Annotated in this window: 17 protein-coding genes; 8 read left to right on the top strand and 9 right to left on the bottom strand. The window is 63.6% G+C overall.

Going from position 1 to position 17109, the window contains the following annotated elements; genetic code table 11:
* The first annotated feature begins 3 nt into the window (after positions 1-3).
* The 5 genes from ACMCNM_RS11635 (at position 4) to ACMCNM_RS11655 (ending at position 5520) form a co-directional block, all read left to right on the top strand.
* The gene (locus ACMCNM_RS11635) at positions 4-2343 is read left to right on the top strand and encodes a fatty acid cis/trans isomerase (protein ID WP_412764378.1); all 2340 of its coding nucleotides are present in this window, start codon (positions 4-6) and stop codon (positions 2341-2343) included.
* Positions 2344-2534: 191 nt separating this feature from the next.
* The gene (locus ACMCNM_RS11640; RefSeq protein ID WP_412764379.1) at positions 2535-3569 is read left to right on the top strand and encodes an acyltransferase family protein; all 1035 of its coding nucleotides are present in this window, start codon (positions 2535-2537) and stop codon (positions 3567-3569) included.
* A 58-nt stretch (positions 3570-3627) separates the two neighbouring features.
* Positions 3628-4212, top strand: a complete 585-nt coding sequence (gene nfuA / locus ACMCNM_RS11645; protein WP_012271640.1) for a Fe-S biogenesis protein NfuA — start codon at positions 3628-3630, stop codon at positions 4210-4212.
* Between the two features lie 214 nt (positions 4213-4426).
* A complete protein-coding gene (locus ACMCNM_RS11650; RefSeq protein ID WP_027593876.1) occupies positions 4427-5035 on the top strand; it encodes an SCO family protein in 609 nt (202 codons plus the stop codon).
* On the top strand, positions 5035-5520 hold the full coding sequence (locus ACMCNM_RS11655) for a copper chaperone PCu(A)C (RefSeq protein WP_412764380.1): 486 nt from the start codon (positions 5035-5037) through the stop codon (positions 5518-5520). Before ACMCNM_RS11650 ends, ACMCNM_RS11655 begins: the two co-directional genes overlap by 1 nt.
* Positions 5521-5555: 35 nt before the next feature.
* Here ACMCNM_RS11655 and ACMCNM_RS11660 read toward each other — a convergent pair whose 3' ends face one another.
* The 8 genes from ACMCNM_RS11660 to ACMCNM_RS11695 all read right to left on the bottom strand — a co-directional run bounded on the left by ACMCNM_RS11660 (position 5556) and on the right by ACMCNM_RS11695 (position 11170).
* Positions 5556-5783 carry a hypothetical protein gene (locus ACMCNM_RS11660; RefSeq protein WP_027593874.1) on the bottom strand — a complete coding sequence of 76 codons (228 nt, stop codon included), beginning with the start codon at positions 5781-5783 and terminating at the stop codon, positions 5556-5558.
* Between the two features lie 76 nt (positions 5784-5859).
* Positions 5860-6693 carry an AraC family transcriptional regulator gene (locus ACMCNM_RS11665; protein WP_186678825.1) on the bottom strand — a complete coding sequence of 278 codons (834 nt, stop codon included), beginning with the start codon at positions 6691-6693 and terminating at the stop codon, positions 5860-5862.
* Positions 6690-7004 carry an AzlD domain-containing protein gene (locus ACMCNM_RS11670; RefSeq protein ID WP_099429890.1) on the bottom strand — a complete coding sequence of 105 codons (315 nt, stop codon included), beginning with the start codon at positions 7002-7004 and terminating at the stop codon, positions 6690-6692. Before ACMCNM_RS11670 ends, ACMCNM_RS11665 begins: the two co-directional genes overlap by 4 nt.
* Positions 7001-7702 carry an AzlC family ABC transporter permease gene (locus ACMCNM_RS11675; protein WP_027593871.1) on the bottom strand — a complete coding sequence of 234 codons (702 nt, stop codon included), beginning with the start codon at positions 7700-7702 and terminating at the stop codon, positions 7001-7003. The genes ACMCNM_RS11670 and ACMCNM_RS11675 overlap by 4 nt, the downstream gene beginning before the upstream one ends.
* 90 nt (positions 7703-7792) lie before the next feature.
* On the bottom strand, positions 7793-8488 hold the full coding sequence (locus tag ACMCNM_RS11680; protein ID WP_085273252.1) for a sel1 repeat family protein: 696 nt from the start codon (positions 8486-8488) through the stop codon (positions 7793-7795).
* Between the two features lie 156 nt (positions 8489-8644).
* The gene (locus ACMCNM_RS11685; RefSeq protein ID WP_027593869.1) at positions 8645-9739 is read right to left on the bottom strand and encodes a hypothetical protein; all 1095 of its coding nucleotides are present in this window, start codon (positions 9737-9739) and stop codon (positions 8645-8647) included.
* 25 nt (positions 9740-9764) lie between these two features.
* Positions 9765-10391 carry a LysE family transporter gene (locus ACMCNM_RS11690; RefSeq protein WP_186678823.1) on the bottom strand — a complete coding sequence of 209 codons (627 nt, stop codon included), beginning with the start codon at positions 10389-10391 and terminating at the stop codon, positions 9765-9767.
* Between the two features lie 2 nt (positions 10392-10393).
* Positions 10394-11170 (bottom strand): YqcI/YcgG family protein, encoded by a 777-nt coding sequence (locus ACMCNM_RS11695; RefSeq protein WP_412764381.1) that lies wholly within the window; start codon positions 11168-11170, stop codon positions 10394-10396.
* A 160-nt stretch (positions 11171-11330) separates the two neighbouring features.
* Here ACMCNM_RS11695 and ACMCNM_RS11700 point away from each other — a divergent pair, with 160 nt between their 5' ends.
* Positions 11331-12251 carry a LysR substrate-binding domain-containing protein gene (locus tag ACMCNM_RS11700; RefSeq protein WP_027593866.1) on the top strand — a complete coding sequence of 307 codons (921 nt, stop codon included), beginning with the start codon at positions 11331-11333 and terminating at the stop codon, positions 12249-12251.
* Here the strand turns inward: ACMCNM_RS11700 and ACMCNM_RS11705 are convergent.
* Positions 12236-13141 carry a LysR family transcriptional regulator gene (locus tag ACMCNM_RS11705; protein WP_412764382.1) on the bottom strand — a complete coding sequence of 302 codons (906 nt, stop codon included), beginning with the start codon at positions 13139-13141 and terminating at the stop codon, positions 12236-12238. The two genes, ACMCNM_RS11700 and ACMCNM_RS11705, sit on opposite strands and share 16 nt — an antisense overlap.
* A 119-nt stretch (positions 13142-13260) precedes the next feature.
* On the opposite strand from ACMCNM_RS11705, the gene ACMCNM_RS11710 reads away from it, so the two are divergent.
* Positions 13261-14451 carry an MFS transporter gene (locus ACMCNM_RS11710; RefSeq protein ID WP_412764383.1) on the top strand — a complete coding sequence of 397 codons (1191 nt, stop codon included), beginning with the start codon at positions 13261-13263 and terminating at the stop codon, positions 14449-14451.
* A 223-nt stretch (positions 14452-14674) separates the two neighbouring features.
* Positions 14675-17035 carry a DNA polymerase II gene (locus ACMCNM_RS11715; protein ID WP_412764384.1) on the top strand — a complete coding sequence of 787 codons (2361 nt, stop codon included), beginning with the start codon at positions 14675-14677 and terminating at the stop codon, positions 17033-17035.
* Positions 17036-17109 lie beyond the last annotated feature (74 nt).

The following is a 17109-nucleotide window of genomic DNA, read 5'->3' on the forward strand; positions in this document are numbered from 1 at the left end:
GTGATGGCTTTCAAGAACCAGGACTTTCCGCACATGGTGCATCGTTGTATTCGTGCTTGGGCGGGCGTTTTCGCCTTGCTCATCAGTGGCGCGACCTTCGGGCAGGCTGCCCAATCGAGCCCGGCTATTTCCTACACCCGGGATATCCAGCCGATTTTCACCGAGAAGTGCGTGGCCTGCCATGCCTGCAACGACGCGGCCTGCCAGCTCAAGCTGGAAAGCCCTGAGGGCGCGGTGCGGGGAGCGACCAAGGTGCCGGTGTACCAAGGTGACCGCAGCGCGGCGGTGCCGACCACGCGGCTGTTCTACGACGCCCACAGCGAGGGCGAGTGGCGCAAGAAGGGCTTCTACTCGGTGCTCGACGGCCAGGGCAGCCAGGCCGCGCTGATGGCGCGCATGCTCGAGCTGGGGCACAAGACGCCGCTTACGCCCAATGCCAAGCTGCCCGAGGACATCGTCCTGGGCATCAACCGCAACAACATGTGCCCTTTGCCCCATGAGTTCGACGCCTACGCCGGCGCGCACCCTAAAGAAGGCATGCCACTGGCGGTCACCGGCCTGACCGACCAGGAGTACACCACCCTGCAACGCTGGCTGGCGGCTGGCGCGCCGGTGGAGTACCAGCCGATTCAGCCGAGTGCGGTCGAGGCCAAGCAGATCGCCGACTGGGAAGAGCTGCTCAACCGCCCGGGTTCGACCGAGGCGCTGGTTGGCCGCTGGCTTTACGAGCACCTGTTCCTTGCGCACATCTACTTCGTCGGCGGCGAGCAGGGCCACTTCTTCCAGTGGGTGCGTTCCCGCACGCCCAGTGGCCAGCCGGTCGACGTGATCGCGACCCGACGCCCCAACGACCCGCCAGGTACCGACTTTTACTACCGGCTGATGCCGGTGCAGGGTGTGATCGTGCACAAGACGCACATCACTTACCCAATGGGGCCGCAGAAGCTCAAGCGGGTCAAGCAACTGTTCTACGCGGGGGACTGGCATGCCTCGGCGCTGCCAGGCTATGGCCCGCGCCACCGGGCCAACCCGTTCGAGACCTTCGAGGCGATCCCGGCGGTGGCGCGTTACCAGTTCATGCTGGATAACGCCGAATACTTCGTGCGCACCTTCATCCGTGGCCCGGTGTGCCGTGGGCAGATTGCAACCGACGTGATCCGCGATAACTTCTGGGCGCTGTTCCAGGAGCCGGCCCACGACCGCTACATCATCGATGCCCAGTACCGTGGCGAGGCCACGCCGCTGCTGGCCATGCCGGGGCAGATCGACGACGTGGGCAGTGTGCTGGGCCTCTGGCATGCCTACCGCGACAAGCGCAACGAATACGAAAAACTGCGCCGCGAAGCCTATGCCGAAATGCCGGCGCCGGGTTGGTCGACACTGTGGGCCGGTAACGACAATGCTCTACTGAGTATCTTCCGCCACTTCGACAGCGCCTCGGTGACCAAGGGCCTGATCGGGGATGTGCCGCTCACCGTGTGGCTGTTCGACTACCCCTTGTTCGAGCGCACTTACTACCAGTTGGCCGTCAACTTCGATGTATTCGGCAACGTTTCGCACCAGTTGCAGACCCGCCTGTACTTCGACCTGATCCGCAATGGCGCGGAGGTCAACTTCCTGCGCCTGATGCCGGCCGACCAGCGTGGCGCGATCCTCAGTGACTGGTATCAGAACAGCGGCAAGGTGAAGATGTGGCTCGATTACGAGGACATCGACACTGACACCCCAAGCGGTATCAAGCTGGACCCGGCGAACCCAAAACGCGACTTCGGGCTCAAGCTGGTGCAGCGTACCGGCAGCCTGAATGCGGCACCTGACCCGATCAACCGCTGCCAGGGGGCGTACTGCTCGCGGCCGCAGATGAACGAAGCGTTCCGCAATGTCGAGCAGTCGCTCAGCCGCCTGGTGTCGCGCCCGGCTGCCGGGCTCAAGGTCATCAATCAACTGCCTGAGGCGACGATGCTGCGTATCGAGGGGCCTGGCGGCCAGCGCCAGGTGTACAGCCTGCTGCGCAACCGTGCGCACAGCAACGTTGCCTTCCTGCTGGGCGAGGCCTACCGCTATCAGCCTGGGCTGGACACCCTGACCTTGTACCCGGGCGTGCTCAGCAGCTACCCGAACTTCATCTTCAACATTCCGGCCGAGGACGTGCCCGAGTTTGTCGAGGACATGGAGTATGCGCGTGATGATGCTGGCAAATTCGAGCGAATCGTCATGCGCTGGGGCGTACGCCGCAGCCATCCGCAGTTCTGGCAGTACTTCCATGACCTCAATAGCTACATCAAGGAGACCCAGCCGGTGGAAGCGGGTGTGCTGGACATGAACCGCTACGAGAACCTCTGATCGGTCAACCTGACCTTTCCGAAACAACTGCGGTCGGAAAGGTTGGGTGGTCCGGGGGCTGCTTTGCAGCCCAATCGCGGGCAAGCCCACTCCTACAGGTTTTGCGTGGTCCCTGTGGGAGCGGGCTTGCCTGCGAACGAGTGCGAAGCGCTCGCCGAGGCCTCAATGCACCGGCAATCGCAGGGTATTTCATGCTGTATTCGCTTCAGGCACTGCGGGCGTTCGCCGCCTGGGTGGTGGTCTGCCACCATTTCATGCAGATCTTCTTCGACTTCAAGGCCAGCGGGCCCATCGGCCAACTGCTTACCGACCGGGGCGCTGTCGGCGTCGACATCTTTTTCGTCATCAGCGGCCTGGTTATTTACCTCTCCACCCGCGACAAAACCATCGAACCCCGCCAGTTCTTGCTCAACCGGGTGCTGCGTATCGTCCCGGCGTACTGGTTTTACACCTTGGTCATGGCGGGCCTGCTGCTGGCGGCCAGCCGCTGGATGCCGCACCAGGAATTCGACTGGCACCACCTGCTGTTATCGCTGCTGTTCGTGCCTGCGGAAAACCCCGGCGGGTATGGCCTTTATCCGACCTTGAACGTGGGCTGGACGCTGAACTTCGAGATGTTCTTCTACCTGCTGTTCGGCCTGGCATTCCTGGTCCGCCAGCGCCATCAGTTGCTGCTGGTCACTGTCGCGCTGCTGCTGGTGAGTGAAGTGCTGGGGCGCCTGGGTGTGCTCAGCCGCTTCTACAACAACGACATCATCTATGAGTTCCTGCTCGGCATCGGCCTGGGTGTGCTGTATCGGCGAGGCCTGATCCGCCAGGGCACCTGGATGCCCCTGGCGTTGCTCGCGGTGGCGGGGTATGCCATCTATCACCTCGACGCCTCCCAGCGCCTGCTGCATTGGGGTCTGCCGAGCGCGCTGGTGGTGCTGGCCTTTGTCTCCCTGGAGCCGGTGTTTGCGGGTAATCGGCTGCTCAAGGCGCTGGGTGACTGTTCGTATTCGGTCTACCTGATTCACGTGCTGGTGCTGTATGCCGGCTGGTTCGCCAGCCAGCGGCTGCACCTGAACCCGTACCTGGTGTTTGCCCTGTGCGTGCCGTCCATTGGACTAATGTCGTGGTTCAGCTACCAGTGGCTGGAGCGCGGCCTGTACCGGCGAATGCAGGCCTGGCTGGCGGCGCCACGGGGGCAGGCGCCGGCGTATGCGCTTTCCCGAGTCAAATACTAGGACTTTGTACAAGGGCCAGGTTGGCGTACACTTGGCCGCAAGTCTGTGAGGAACTTCCATGAGCGCTATAACCATTACCGACGCCGCCCATGATTACCTGGCCGATCTGCTCTCCAAGCAGAATACGCCCGGCATCGGCATCCGCATTTTCATCACCCAGCCAGGCACCCAGTACGCAGAGACGTGCATTGCCTACTGCAAGCCGGGCGAAGAGAAGCCTGACGACACCGCCGTGGGTCTGAAGAGCTTCACCGCTTACCTCGATGCAGTCAGCGTACCTTTCCTGGAAGACGCCCTGGTCGATTACGCCACCGACCGCATGGGCGGCCAGCTGACCATCAAGGCGCCGAACGCCAAGGTGCCGATGGTCAACGAGGACAGCCCGATCAACGAGCGTATCAATTACTACCTGCAGACCGAGATCAACCCGGGCCTGGCCAGCCATGGCGGCCAGGTAAGCTTGGTGGACGTGGTCGACGACGGCATCGCTGTGCTGCAGTTCGGCGGCGGTTGCCAGGGCTGCGGCCAGGCCGACGTGACCCTGAAGGAAGGCATCGAGCGCACCCTGCTCGAGCGTATTCCGGAGCTCAAAGGAGTGCGCGACGTGACCGACCACACCCAGAAGGAAAACGCGTACTACTGATACCAGGGTTCGCCGCTTCCTTAGCAACAAACTGTTACGAGTTCAACCCCTGCGACAACAGGCCGCAGCCCGTATTCAAAGGGCTGCAGGCCATCTGCGCCTTCGTCGGGTAGAAGCACTTGGGGTGTCATGTAAGAATGCCCCGGTTTTTCGGCTGGCCCGTCCCAAGGGCCGGTACCTTTCCTGTAAAGGATGGCCTGTAAAGGATAGTTCCATGAATGATCTGTATACCCGGCGCGCGGTTGTCGCCGGGATGGGCGTTCTCGGGCTTGGCCTGCTGGCTGGCTGCAGCCCGGCCCGGGGTCTTGAGTTCAAGTACGGCAAGAACATGAGCAACGAAATCCTTGGGCGCAAGTTCAACCTCAAGGACCCCCAAGGCAACCCGCGTACCCTGTCGAGCTTCTACGGCAGCATGCCAATGATTTTCTTCGGCTTCACCCAGTGCCCGGCGGTCTGCCCGACCACGCTGGCGCGGGCGGCGCAAATCAGGCAGTTGCTCAGGGGTCGCGACCGTGACTTGTTCCAGGTGGTGTTCATTACCCTGGACCCGGAGCGCGACACCCCCGAAGTGCTCGACGCCTATGTCAAAGCGTTCGACCCCTCGTTCACCGCGCTGACGGGCACCCCCGAAGAAATCGCCGAGGTGGCTAAAGAGTTCAAGGTGTTCTACGAGAAGGTCCCGGCCGGTGATACCTACACCATCTCTCATTCGTCCACCAGCTACGTCTACGATACGCGTGGCACCCTGCGCCTGAGCCTGGGTCATTCCCTGAATGCCAAGGAATGTGCTGAAGACCTGGTCACCCTGATGGAGATTTGCTAATGGCTGTTTCACTGCAACCGATCAAACGCGGCCTGGCCGCCATCGCCCTGCTGGGCTTTGCCCTGCCAGCCCTGGCCCAGACCACCGTGAGTGATGCCTGGGTCCGCGCCAGCGTGCCGCACCAACAGTCCACCGGTGCCTTCATGACCCTCACGGCCAGTAGCGACAGCAAGCTGGTGGGCGTTGAATCGCCTGTGGCCAAGACCGTGCAAGTGCATGAAATGACCATGAACGGCGACGTGATGGGCATGCGTGAGGTCAAGGCCGTCGAGTTGCCGGCTGGCAAAGCAGTCACCCTGGACCCGAACGGCCTGCACGTGATGCTGATGGGGTTGAACCAGCAGGTGAAAGAAGGCGAGCAGGTGCCGCTGACCCTGGTCATCGAAGATGCCAAGGGCGGCAAGGAAAGGCTTCCGGTGCAAGCGCCAGTGCGTCCGCTCACCGAGGCAGGCGGTGGGCATGACCACATGCACATGAAACACTGATTCATCTGGGGCCGCGCATAGCGGCCCCAGTTCATTCAGCTACGAAAACGCGGCAATGGCCTGTCGAGGGTCAGCGAGGTCAAGGTCTTGCGTACCTGGGCTTCGTCGGCCTCCAGGGCCTTTAGGCTCGCGCGGATCTTGCCGGCGGCGGGCACATCGCCCTGCCGGTCGATCCAGTCGGCAATCTCCTTGCAGGCACTGCTCAGGCAGGCCTGACGCTGGTTCATCAGCGATATGAGGGTGGTGAGCTCTCTTTCGGACATGGCAGGATCCTCCAATTCAGCCCTGTCAGTGTAGCAGTGGCCAGCAAGCTTGCCTGGGGCCGGGTGTCGCACGGGGTCAGCCTGGCAGGCAGGCGCTGCGGTATGCCCCTGGGGTTACCCCATATGCCTGCTTGAACTGCCGGCTCAAGTGGCTCTGGTCGGCAAACCCAAGCGCAAACGCCACCTCCGAAGCCGCCTGGCCATGTTTCAAAAACTCACGGGCACGGGCCAGGCGCCGTTGTTTGAGCCAGGCATGGGGCGGCAGGCCGGTGGCCTGGCGAAACACCCGGGCGAAGTGGAAGGGCGACAGGTTGACCGCCGCGGCCAGGGCTTCAAGCGATGGCGGGTCGGCCAACTGGCTCTCCAGCAGTTCACGGGCGCGAGCCACCGCCTGTGGCTCATGGCCGGGTGCAGCGGGTTCGGCGCATTGCCCATGGCGTTGCACCAGGGCCAGCACGGCATGGCGCCAGGCGGTCTGCTGTTCCAGGGCACTGGCTGCTGCTTCGGATAATTGGTGCAGCTGGCTGAAGGCGAGCGCCAGGGCCGGATCCTGGATCACACTGTCCTTGAAGGTGGGCATGCCGTGGCGGCCCAGTTCCAGCTCCTCCAGCACGCCCGTTACCCGCTCATGTTCTGGGTAGAAACCGCGGTAGCGCCAGCCGGCTTCGTGGGCCGTGGCGCCGGTGTGCAGTTCGTCGGGGTTGATCAACACCATGCTGCCCACCGGGGCCAGGTGTTCGCTGCCGCGATGCCAGAAGCGCTGGGCGCCCGACTCGATCACGGTGAACACGTAGCCTTCATGCACGTGCGGGGCGAAGCGCTGCTGGAAATACCGCGCGTGCAGCATTTCGACGTCGCCCAGCGCCGGCGCCTGCCACAGGTGCGTCTGCTCGCGCAGGGGCGTGGTCATGCCAGCCAGCTGCGCAGGAGGAAGAAGATCAACATGCTCACCAGCATGCTCAGCAACACACTGCGGGTCAACAGCACCAAGATGACGGCCACCACCGAGCCCAGCAGATAAGGGTTGAGCAGGCTCAGGTTCAGCTGGTGGTCAGGCATGAAAATGATCGGCCCGCAGATGGCGGTGAGCATGCCCGGCACCGCGAAGCCCAGAAACTGCCGGGCATTGGAACTCAGGCGCAAGGGCAGGCGTGGTTCAAGAAACGCATAGCGATTGAGAAACACGATGGCGCCCATGGCGAAAATCAGTAACCAGGTCATGCGCGGCCTCCAAAGCACTTCTGGCAAATGAAGCCGGCGCCCATGCCGAGCAGGCCAGCGGCCACCAGGGCGGTTTCCCAGTGCCAGGCACTGAACAGGACCGAGCAGAACAGCGACACGGCCACGCACACCACCGTGGCCAGGTTGCGCACCAGTGGCGCGATCAGGGCGACGAAGGTGGCGACAATCGAGAAGTCCAGGCCCAACTGGTCGAGGTGCGGAATGTTCTGGCCAAGGACGATGCCTGCCAAGGTAAACAGGTTCCAGGCGATGTAGAAGGTCAGGCCCACACCCAGCGCATACCAGCGATTGAACTGCTGCTGGTCATAATGGCTGGTCAGGGCGAAGAACTCGTCGGTCAGCAAAAAGCCCAGGCCCAATCGCCAGCGCAGCGGCTGGTTCGACAACACCGGGCGCATGGACAGGCCGTACAGCAGGTGCTGCGATGTCAGCAGCAAGGTGGTGAGCAGGATCGACGCCAGGTTGGCGCCGCCCTTGAGCATGCCGATTGCCACCAGTTGTGCGGCACCGGCAAAGACGATGGCCGACAGCCCCTGGCCTTGCCAGGCGCTGAGGTTGGCCTCGATGGCCATGGAGCCGGCCAGCAGGCCCCAGGGGGCGACGGCCAGGGAAAGCGGGAGGATGGCGATGGCGCCATGAACAAAGGCTTGGCGAGCGATGTGTGGGCTGTGGGGCATGGTGGCTGCAACGCGTGTACTCGGTTGGGCAGCATGCCAGAGTGAAGCGGGCCATGGCTTGAACGATCTTGCTGGTTTGTCGACTGGCCGCTATCGATGGCTGGTCAACCAGCGCTGCGCAGTCGAGCATCCGTTGATGTCCACGGCCTTCTGCAGCAAGGCCTGGCGATGCCCTGGGTCAAGGTCGGCCAACACTCGGTACACCTCGGCCTGGTAGTCACGCTGGCGCCCCCACTGCATGTTCAGGCCTTGCGGTTGGCTGCGGTTGCAGGCCAGTCGTGGGGTGGGCTGTGGGTAGTAGGGGGCGTATTGGGGGGCCATGCTTGGGATCGCCTCTAGCGCAGCGCGATAGTCTGCGCTGGCGTTGTAGGGCGGGCACCAGGTGGCAATGGCCGGCGCCGGGGGGGCGAAGCCTTGCTTGAGGCTCGCCTCCAGCAAAGGGCAGGCAGCGTCCGGGATCTGGGCCACCGGCAGGTAGGTCATGTAGTACAACGCCAGCCGGTACTGGGCCACGGGGTGGCCAAGCTCCACCGACTTTTTCAGCAGTGCCACGGCGGTGGGCAAGGTGTGCGCCAGGGCCTGGCCCTGGCGGGTGAGCTCCGGGTCGCTGCCCACTGCAGTGCGCAGCGAGCTGGCGCCGTCGTCCTGGCTGTCGGCCTGCTCGAGCAAGGGCAGGGCCTGGCGGTAGAGCAAGTCGGCATGAGGGTCGATGCGCACGTCGAGCGCTTGCGCGGCCAGTGGCATCAAGGCGATCACCAGCGGCGACAGGGTTGCCACACGACTCACAGGCAGGCCTCGTGGGACGGGCAGTCACGCCAGGCGGCCAGTGGTTGATGCACGGCTTGGATGTTCATCACAGGTACAGGTACGCCTCGGGCGAGTCGGAACGACGACGTATTCTAGCCACCCAAGGGGCCTCGCCGGAAGACCGGCGGGCAACTGTCAGACGAGCTTGATAGGCGTGACCTTGCGCTGAGCGTGTTTTTCCTGGGCCAGGCCAAGCTTGGCGGTAATGACTTTGGCCAGTGCGTTGTTGCCCAGGTCGTTGAGGTGCAGGCGGTCGACGAACAGGTCGGCGCCAAACACGGGGGAGCTGCTGAGCATGCTGTTCATGTCATAGCAGGCTACCGGGTCGGCCTGGTCTTTGATGCGGCGAAAGAAGGCTGTGTGCAAGTGACTGTCGAAGACCCCGTCCAGCAGGCGCTCGAAGTTCGCGGGCTGCCGCGCCAGCGCCGCCAGCATGGCTTGCTCGCCCGCTGGCAAGGTTTCTCGGCACCAGGGCAGCAGCGGCTGAAGAATGAAGGTGAGGGTGGCGTGGCTGTCTGCCAGCAGCCGCTCCCACTGGCGCAGGGTACGGCCGATGCTGTCGGCCGCGCGGGCCAGGCGTTTTTCTGGGGGCGACAGCGGTTGGGCGGCTGGAGGCGCGGGAGGGGGCGCGGCCAAGGCTTGGCCGATGCGCCGCCAAAGCGATTGTCGGCGGGGGGCTGCGGCAGGCGGCATGCCGTCGCTGAAACTGTTCAAGGCTTCCTGAAAACCTGTGACGTGATGCGCCTCGCGGGGGCTGGCGAGGATTTCGTAGAGGGCCTCATGGGCCAAGGTATTGAGGCCGCTGAGCACCACCACGTGGCCGAGCTGGCCGAGGCGGTGCTGGTGAGTCAGGAACATCAGCAGCTCTTGGCCGGCATTGAGCCCGCAGCCTGCCAGGCTCAGCCAGACCTCGCCGGTCAGCATCGACAGGTGCGAAGCCACCGTGTGCTCATCGCTGCTGGCGCCGACGCCCAAGGCGGTGGAGCCCCCGACCAACAGGTTGATGCGCGGCGCCGTGCCGCGCTCGGCGGCCGAGAAGCGCTTACCGGCGCAGTGGCTGTAGCGCAGGCCGAGCGCATCGGTGTTGATGGTGCCCGAGCGGTAGCCGCTCTCGTGGATGTGCAACGCGTGTGGCGCACGGCGGCTGCCCAGTTGCAGAAAGCGCTGGTAGTCCTGTTGCAGCGGCGAAGGAAGGCCCAAAACATCTGTGCTCGTGTCGGTCGATCTCATGGGCACTCCTTGCGAGGCATCCGGCTCAGGCCGCCAGTTCCTTGAGGTTGTACAGCAGGCCGCCGGCCGCGATCAGCAGCAGGGCGACGCCCGAGGCCAGGCTGATGACCCGATTGCTGCGCTGCGAAGCGATCTTGCCGATGGCGAAGATGTACAGGCTGAGCACGGCAAAATCGATGGCCACCCACAACAGCGACAGCACCACCATGCTCTTGCCGAACGACTCGGTGATCTGGATGAACTGAGGGAAGAAGGCGATGAAGAAGATGATGTCCTTGGGGTTGGAAATACCCACCATGAACCCTTGCAGCAGGCCGCCACGGCCAGGCCCAGGCGCTTCGTTCGCCGACGCTGGGGTGGGCGCCTGCAGGGCTTCCTTGAGGGTGCCCACGGCGATGTAGCCGATGAACAGGCAGCCCAGCAGGCTCATGCCGCTGAGCCAGGCCTTGTCGATGGCCGCGCTGGTCAGGATGATCCAGGCCGCCGCGCCAATCAGTACCAAGGACGCCCAGTTGGTCCCCACGGCAGTGAACATGGCTTTGCGCGAGCCGGAGGCGGCAGCGGTGTTGACGATCAGTGCCACCACTGGGCCAGGGGTGGCGATCAGCAGCAGGACAGTCAGGGCATAGGTGGCGGTGAGTGCGGTATTCACGGTCAATTCTCGATCAGTGTGTCGGCTGTTACATGGGCGTGGAACGGGCAGCGTGACGGGTTGAGCGAACCCGCCTCCTGTAGCTGGTACTGCTTCCACTCGTAGTTGTCGGCATCGCCGAACGCGCCAAGGGTGTCGGGCATGATGCCGTTGTTGTAATGCAGTACCCGCTCGCGGATGCGGGCACGGATACGCTTGCCACTTTCGGTGCTGGCGTTGGCCACTTCGTCGAAGTTTTCCCGCGGGTTGATGACGAAGGTGATGTGCGGCCCCAGGTTGCGGCTTTTCATCTGTTGGTGGCCGGGGAAGTTCATGTTGATGAACAGCGGCATGCCGGCGTAGCAGAACGACCAGCCCGTGTCGTGAGGGTCGGTCGGCATCGCCTGGGGCCAAGGATGCGGGTCGCGCGCGTGCACGCCCTGCAAAACTTTCCAGGCCAGCGCCTGTTGCTCGGCAAGGGTGTATTCGCTGGCGGTTTCGAGAAACACCACCAATGGGCTGCCGATGCGCTGCTTGAGCGGGATCGGAGTGATGGTGCGCACGTAGTCAGCCAGGCCTTGGGCGATGTCGTCGGCCAGTTGTTCGGCGCGGGCGAAGAGGATGTGGCAGGTCTCGCTGGCGACTGCCTTGCGGCCAAACAGGCAGGGGAATTCGGGGTTGGCGAGAATGCTGCGAAAATGTTGTATGGTTTTGTACGTCCAATGTTGCGTGTTCCGCACATGTTCAGCGGCCAGCTCTAGCGCATCCAGGCGATAGCAGTTTCCATAACCCGTAAACATGATTTCCCCAGGCATCTAATTAAGTAACGTTCCAGTCATATGCAGGCAGAATCGTTGGTAATCTTTATTATTTACCCGCATTTTCTGAGACAGACTTAACGTTGTAAAACGCGTGGAACTATGACCTACTATTAGTCTCACTCATGCTTCGGACGTCGCCATGTCGGAACGGATTCAGGCCTTGCACGCCCTGCGTGCTTTCGAGGTGGCCTCTCGTTATGGCTCCTTTACCCGTGCGGCGGAGGAGCTGGCGCTGACCCAAGGGGCGGTCAGCCACCACATCAAGACCCTCGAGGCCATGTTCGGCTGCGACCTGTTCGAGCGTCGTGGTCCAAAACTGAGCCTGACCGAGCACGGGCGCCTGCTGTCACAAGAGCTCAAGGTCGGCTTCAAGATCATCGAGAACGCCTGCGCGTTGCTGCGTCAGGACCGCTATGGCGTGCGTCTGAAGGCGCCCTCCACGCTTACCATGCGCTGGTTGCTCAGGGCCCTGGACGGCTTCAAGAAGCTCGATGACAGCAGCAGCGTGCAACTGTCGAGCGTGTGGATGGACATTGACAGCGTGGACTTCTATTCGGAGCCCTACGACTGCGCCATCCTGCTGGCCAACGGCCGTTTCCCCGCCGATGTCGAGAGCTTCAAGCTCTTCGATGAGTGGCTGATCCCGGTGTGTCACCCCGATTACATGGCGCAAGCCCAGCCCGACCTTGCCGACCTGCGCCAATGCGAGTTCTTGCACCCGTCGCCGGACCGGCGCGACTGGCGACGCTGGCTGGCGCGGATGGACGCGCTGGATATCAGCATCGACCAGGGACAGGTTTTCGATACCCTTGACCAGGGGATCTCGGCGGCCCAGCAAGGTCTGGGCATCTCGGTGGTGGACTTGGTGCTGGCCAGCTCCGACCTGTCGGCAGGGCGGCTGGTGACGCCGTTCAAGCACGCGGTGGCCACCGGTGACGGTTATTACATGACCTGGCTGAAATCCAGCCCCAAGGCCCGGCAGATGCACAAACTGCGTGACTTTCTGATCAGCCAGGTGCCGCCGTTGGCCTACAAGGACATCAACTATTTGTACGGTTGAGGGCTGCCGGGGAACACCCGCTCAAGCATGAAATCGATGAACACCCGCAGCTTGGGCGGCACCTGGCGCCCCGACGGCCACAACAGGTAGAAACTGCCACGCCGCTCCATGAAACTGTCTAGTACCGTTACCAGCGTGCCAGCGGCCAGTTCGCGGCGCACGCTGAAGTCTGGCAGGCAGGTGATGCCGCGGTGGTTGAGGGCGAAGCAGATGCGTGTCTCAACATGGTTGCACACCATCGAAATGGGGATGTCATAGCCCTGGTCGGGGTGCTCCTGACGCAGCGGCCAGGTCTCCAGCTTGCCGTTGCTGGGGAAGCGGTAGTGCAGGCAGGTGTGTGCACTCAGGTCGCGGGGGTGGGTGGGCGTGCCGCGTTCGTGCAGGTACTCGGGCGATGCCACCAGGCGATGCTGGAAGTGGCCGAGGAACTTGGCATTGAGGCGCGAATCCACGGGTTGACCGCCGCGCATCACCACATCGAACCCTTCACCGACGATATCCACCATGCGGTCGGTAAACTCCAGGTCCAGTTCAACCTCAGGGTACAACGCCATGAAGTCGGCCAGCGCCGGCATGACCAGCCCGGTGACCTGGGGCAGGCTCACGCGTAGGCGACCGCGAGGGGTTTCGCTGGCCTGTGACAGGGCCTGCTCGGTGGCCTCGATCTCAGCCAGGATACGGCGGCTGCGTTCAAGAAACAGTGTGCCTTCGGCGGTCAGCGTGATGCTGCGTGTGCTGCGGTGGAACAGGCGCACACCCAGGCGGCTTTCCAGCCGTGCCACGCGCTTGCCCACAGCCGAAGCACTGATGCCCAACGACTGGCCTGCAGCTACGAAACTGCGGGTTTCGGCTACCCGGTTGAAGACCACGAAGCCGCTGAGGCTGTCCATTGCGCACTCCTGATTGCGGACATTAATGTCCGGGGTGAACGGCATTGTACCCATCTTTTTCCGCAATACCCCCGGCATGCACACTGCCGGCCTCGATCACCACTTCAAGGCATCCTGCAATGTCCCAGACTTCTTCCGCACCGCTACTGGGTGACAGCGCCGAGCGCTTACCCTTGAGCGGCCTGCTGGCCCTGGCGATGACCGGCTTCATTGCCATCCTCAGCGAAACCCTGCCTGCCGGCCTGCTGGACCAGATCGCCGGCGGCATGGCGATCAGTCAGGCCATGGCCGGGCAGTGGGTCACGGCGTATGCATTGGGCTCGCTGCTGACGGCCATCCCACTGGTGACCCTGACCCAAGGCTGGTATCGCCGCCGTGCACTGCTGCTGGCGATTGGTGGCTTCGTGCTGTTCAACGGGTTGACGGCCTTGTCGTCGTCCAATGCCCTTACCCTGGTGCTGCGCTTTTTGACCGGTGCCGCAGCCGGCCTGGCTTGGGGATTGATTGCCGGCCATGCCCGGCGCATGGTGCCGGTGGCCTTGCAGGGGCGGGCGATGGCGGTGGCCATGCTCGGCCAGCCGATAGCCTTGTCCCTCGGCTTGCCCATCGGCACCTGGTTGGGAGCACTGCTGGGGTGGCGGGCCACCTTTGTCGTGGTCACTGTGGTGGCGCTGCTGCTGGTCGTCTGGGTGTTGCGCGCTGTGCCGGACTACCCGGGGCAGGCAGCCGGCAAGCGACCGGCGGCGCTGCAGGTGTTGCGCACACCTGGCGTGGCGTTGGTGCTGTTGGTGATCATGACCTGGATCCTCGGCCACAACATTCTCTATACCTACATCGTGCCGCTGCTGGCGGTGGCGGGGATGGCCGCCGAAATCGGCCAGGTGTTGATGGTGTTCGGCTTGTCGGCGCTGGCGGGCATCGGCCTGGTCGGGCTATTGGTCGATCGGCACCTGCGCACGCTGGTGCTGCTCAGCCTGGCCGGTTTTGCCGTGGCCACGCTGATGCTGGGGCAGGCGTCCTCGTGGGCCCTGTACCTGAGCATCGCGCTGTGGGGTGTGACCTACGGCGGCGCGCCAACACTGTTGCAGACGGCCTGCGCAGATGCAGCGGGCGAGGGCGGTGACGTGGCGCAGTCGATGCTGGTGACGGTATGGAACAGCGCCATTGCCTTGGGCGGGATTATCGGCGGGTTGCTGCTGACCGGGGCGGGCGTCGCCTGGTTTGGCCCCGTGGCGCTGGTATTGATTGGCCTGGCGTGGCTGCTGGCCTGGGCAGGGCGCCGTGGCGGGTTCAAGGCCGGCTCCCGATAGTTTCCCAGGCCTGCGCGGTCGTTGTAGGAGCAGCCTTGTGCTGCGAAGAGGCCAGTACTGACCATGCAACTCTGCCAGGTTTACCGGCCTCTTCGCAGCACAAGGCTGCTCCTACAGAGGCCAAGTCGGATCTGAGGGCAAAGCCGGATATGGCAGCCCTGAATTGCCCTGCACAGGGTAGAATCGTCACTTACAGCACAACAGACGATCAGAGGTCCACGCGGTGGAATTGCAGCAGGGCTTTGTCCTGACCCGGCATTGGCATGACACACCCGAAGGCACGTGCGTGGAGTTCTGGCTGGCGACGGACCAGGGCCCGCGCCAGCTGCGCCTGGCGCCGCAAGTCTCGGTGGCGTTCATCGCGCAGGCGCAGGCTGAACATGCGCGCGTGCTGCTGGCCAACGAGCCGGGTGTCGAGCTTAAGCCCTTGCAACTGCGCGACTTCGATCAGCGCCCGGTGCTGGGCTTGTACTGCCGCCAGCATCGCCAGTTGATGCAACTGGAGCAACGTCTGCGCAACGCCGGCGTCGAGGTGTACGAAGCCGATATCCGCCCCCCCGAGCGCTACCTGATGGAGCGCTTCATCACGGCCCCGGTGCAGTTCACTGGCCAGCCAGACGCCCACGGCGTGCTCTGCGACGCACAGCTCAAGCCACTGCCAGACTACCGACCGCCGCTGCGCCTGGTGTCGCTGGATATCGAAACCAGCGAGCGCGGCGAGCTTTACAGCATCGCCCTCGAAGGCTGCGGCCAGCGCCAGGTGTACATGGTCGGCCCGGCCAATGGCGACAGCAGCGTGGTGGACTTCGACCTGCAGTACTGCGACGACCCTGCCGCGCTGCTCGATTGCCTCAACCAATGGATGGCCCGCCACGACCCAGATGCGATCATCGGCTGGAACCTGGTGCAGTTCGACCTGCGCCTGTTGCACGAACACGCCAAGCACCTGCAGGTGCCTTTGGCCCTAGGCCGCAACGGCGCGCTCATGACCTTGCGCCCTCACGCCAGCGGCGGCCACGTGTTCGCCGATGCCCCTGGGCGCTTGCTGATCGACGGCATCGAAGCCTTGCGTTCGGCAACCTGGAGCTTCCCATCGTTCAGCCTGGAGAGCGTTGCCCAAACGCTGCTGGGTGAGGGCAAGGCGATCAGCACGCCCTACCAGCGCATGGATGAAATCAACCGCATGTTCGCCGAGGACAAACCGTCGTTGGCGCGCTACAACCTTAAGGACTGCGAACTGGTCACGCGCATCTTCGCCCACACCCGGCTGCTCGAGTTCCTGCTCGAACGCGCCTCGGTCACCGGCTTGGCCGTGGACCGAAGCGGCGGTTCGGTGGCCGCGTTCTGCCATTTGTACATACCGCAGATGCACCGTTTGGGCTTTGTCGCGCCCAACCTCGGCAGCCGCCCGGACGAAGCCAGCCCCGGCGGTTTTGTCATGGATTCGCGCCCTGGCCTCTACGATTCGGTGCTGGTGCTGGACTACAAGAGCCTCTACCCCTCGATCATCCGTACCTTCCTGATCGACCCGGTGGGCCTCGTCGAAGGCTTGCGTCAGCCCGACCCGCAACATGCGGTCGAAGGTTTTCGCGGGGGGCGCTTTTCGCGCAGCCAGCACTGCCTGCCGGCCATTGTCGAGCGGGTATGGCAGGGCAGGGAGGCGGCCAAGCGCGCGGGCAACGCGCCGCTGTCGCAAGCCCTCAAAATCATCATGAATGCCTTCTACGGCGTACTGGGCTCCAGTGGCTGCCGCTTCTTCGACCCGCGCCTGGCATCGTCGATCACAATGCGCGGGCACCAGATCATGCGCCAGACCCGCGAACTGATCGAAGCCCGCGGTTTCGATGTGATCTATGGCGATACTGATTCCACCTTCGTCTGGCTCAAAGGCGCCCATGACGAGGATGCTGCAGCACGCATCGGCCGCGAGCTGGTGGCCGAGGTCAACCACTGGTGGCGCCGGCACTTGAGTGATTCGATGGGCCTGGAGAGTGCCCTGGAGTTGCAGTTCGAAACCCATTACCGACGCTTTCTGATGCCGACCATCCGCGGTACCGAAGAAGGCAGCAAGAAGCGCTACGCGGGGCTGGTGCAGCGCGCCGACGGCAGCGAGGAGATGGTCTACAAAGGCCTGGAGTCGGTACGCACCGACTGGTCGCCGCTGGCCCGGGAATTTCAGCAGGCGCTTTACGGGCGGATCTTCCGTGGTCAACCGTACCGCGACTATGTGCGCCAGTACGTGCAGCAGACCTTGGCCGGCGAATTCGATGAGCTGATGGTGTACCGCAAGCGCTTGCGTCGTCCGCTGGCCGATTACCAGCGTAACGTGCCGCCGCATGTGCGCGCCGCGCGCCTGGCCGATGAGTACAACAGCCGCCTCGGCCGCCCCCGGCAGTACCAGAACGGCGGCTGGATCAGCTACCTGATGACCACCGCCGGCCCTGAACCCTTGGAGAGCCTGCAGGCACCCATCGATTACGAGCATTACCTGAGCCGCCAACTGCAACCGGTGGCCGACGCCATCCTGCCCTTCGTCGGGGATGATTTCGCGGCGTTGACCGGCCGCCAGCTACAGCTGTTCTGAGCACAGGCATTACCTATCTAGCGCCTCGACAAACCGCGGCTGCCTAGGCTTGGCCTCTTTACCCACAAGAGGCT

Origin of the sequence: Pseudomonas sp. NGC7 (assembly GCF_047159675.1) — a bacterium.
In the GTDB taxonomy this organism is placed as follows: domain Bacteria; phylum Pseudomonadota; class Gammaproteobacteria; order Pseudomonadales; family Pseudomonadaceae; genus Aquipseudomonas; species Aquipseudomonas kermanshahensis.

Excerpts from the sequence above, each read along its gene's own strand:
- ACMCNM_RS11635 (WP_412764378.1), top strand. The coding sequence starts at position 4 with ATGGCTTTCAAGAACCAGGACTTTCCGCACATGGTGCATCGTTGTATT.
- ACMCNM_RS11640 (WP_412764379.1), top strand. The coding sequence starts at position 2,535 with ATGCTGTATTCGCTTCAGGCACTGCGGGCGTTCGCCGCCTGGGTGGTG.
- nfuA (WP_012271640.1), top strand. The coding sequence starts at position 3,628 with ATGAGCGCTATAACCATTACCGACGCCGCCCATGATTACCTGGCCGAT.
- ACMCNM_RS11650 (WP_027593876.1), top strand. The coding sequence starts at position 4,427 with ATGAATGATCTGTATACCCGGCGCGCGGTTGTCGCCGGGATGGGCGTT.
- ACMCNM_RS11655 (WP_412764380.1), top strand. The coding sequence starts at position 5,035 with ATGGCTGTTTCACTGCAACCGATCAAACGCGGCCTGGCCGCCATCGCC.
- ACMCNM_RS11660 (WP_027593874.1), bottom strand. The coding sequence starts at position 5,783 with ATGTCCGAAAGAGAGCTCACCACCCTCATATCGCTGATGAACCAGCGT.
- ACMCNM_RS11665 (WP_186678825.1), bottom strand. The coding sequence starts at position 6,693 with ATGACCACGCCCCTGCGCGAGCAGACGCACCTGTGGCAGGCGCCGGCG.
- ACMCNM_RS11670 (WP_099429890.1), bottom strand. The coding sequence starts at position 7,004 with ATGACCTGGTTACTGATTTTCGCCATGGGCGCCATCGTGTTTCTCAAT.
- ACMCNM_RS11675 (WP_027593871.1), bottom strand. The coding sequence starts at position 7,702 with ATGCCCCACAGCCCACACATCGCTCGCCAAGCCTTTGTTCATGGCGCC.
- ACMCNM_RS11685 (WP_027593869.1), bottom strand. The coding sequence starts at position 9,739 with ATGAGATCGACCGACACGAGCACAGATGTTTTGGGCCTTCCTTCGCCG.
- ACMCNM_RS11695 (WP_412764381.1), bottom strand. The coding sequence starts at position 11,170 with ATGTTTACGGGTTATGGAAACTGCTATCGCCTGGATGCGCTAGAGCTG.
- ACMCNM_RS11700 (WP_027593866.1), top strand. The coding sequence starts at position 11,331 with ATGTCGGAACGGATTCAGGCCTTGCACGCCCTGCGTGCTTTCGAGGTG.
- ACMCNM_RS11705 (WP_412764382.1), bottom strand. The coding sequence starts at position 13,141 with ATGGACAGCCTCAGCGGCTTCGTGGTCTTCAACCGGGTAGCCGAAACC.
- ACMCNM_RS11710 (WP_412764383.1), top strand. The coding sequence starts at position 13,261 with ATGTCCCAGACTTCTTCCGCACCGCTACTGGGTGACAGCGCCGAGCGC.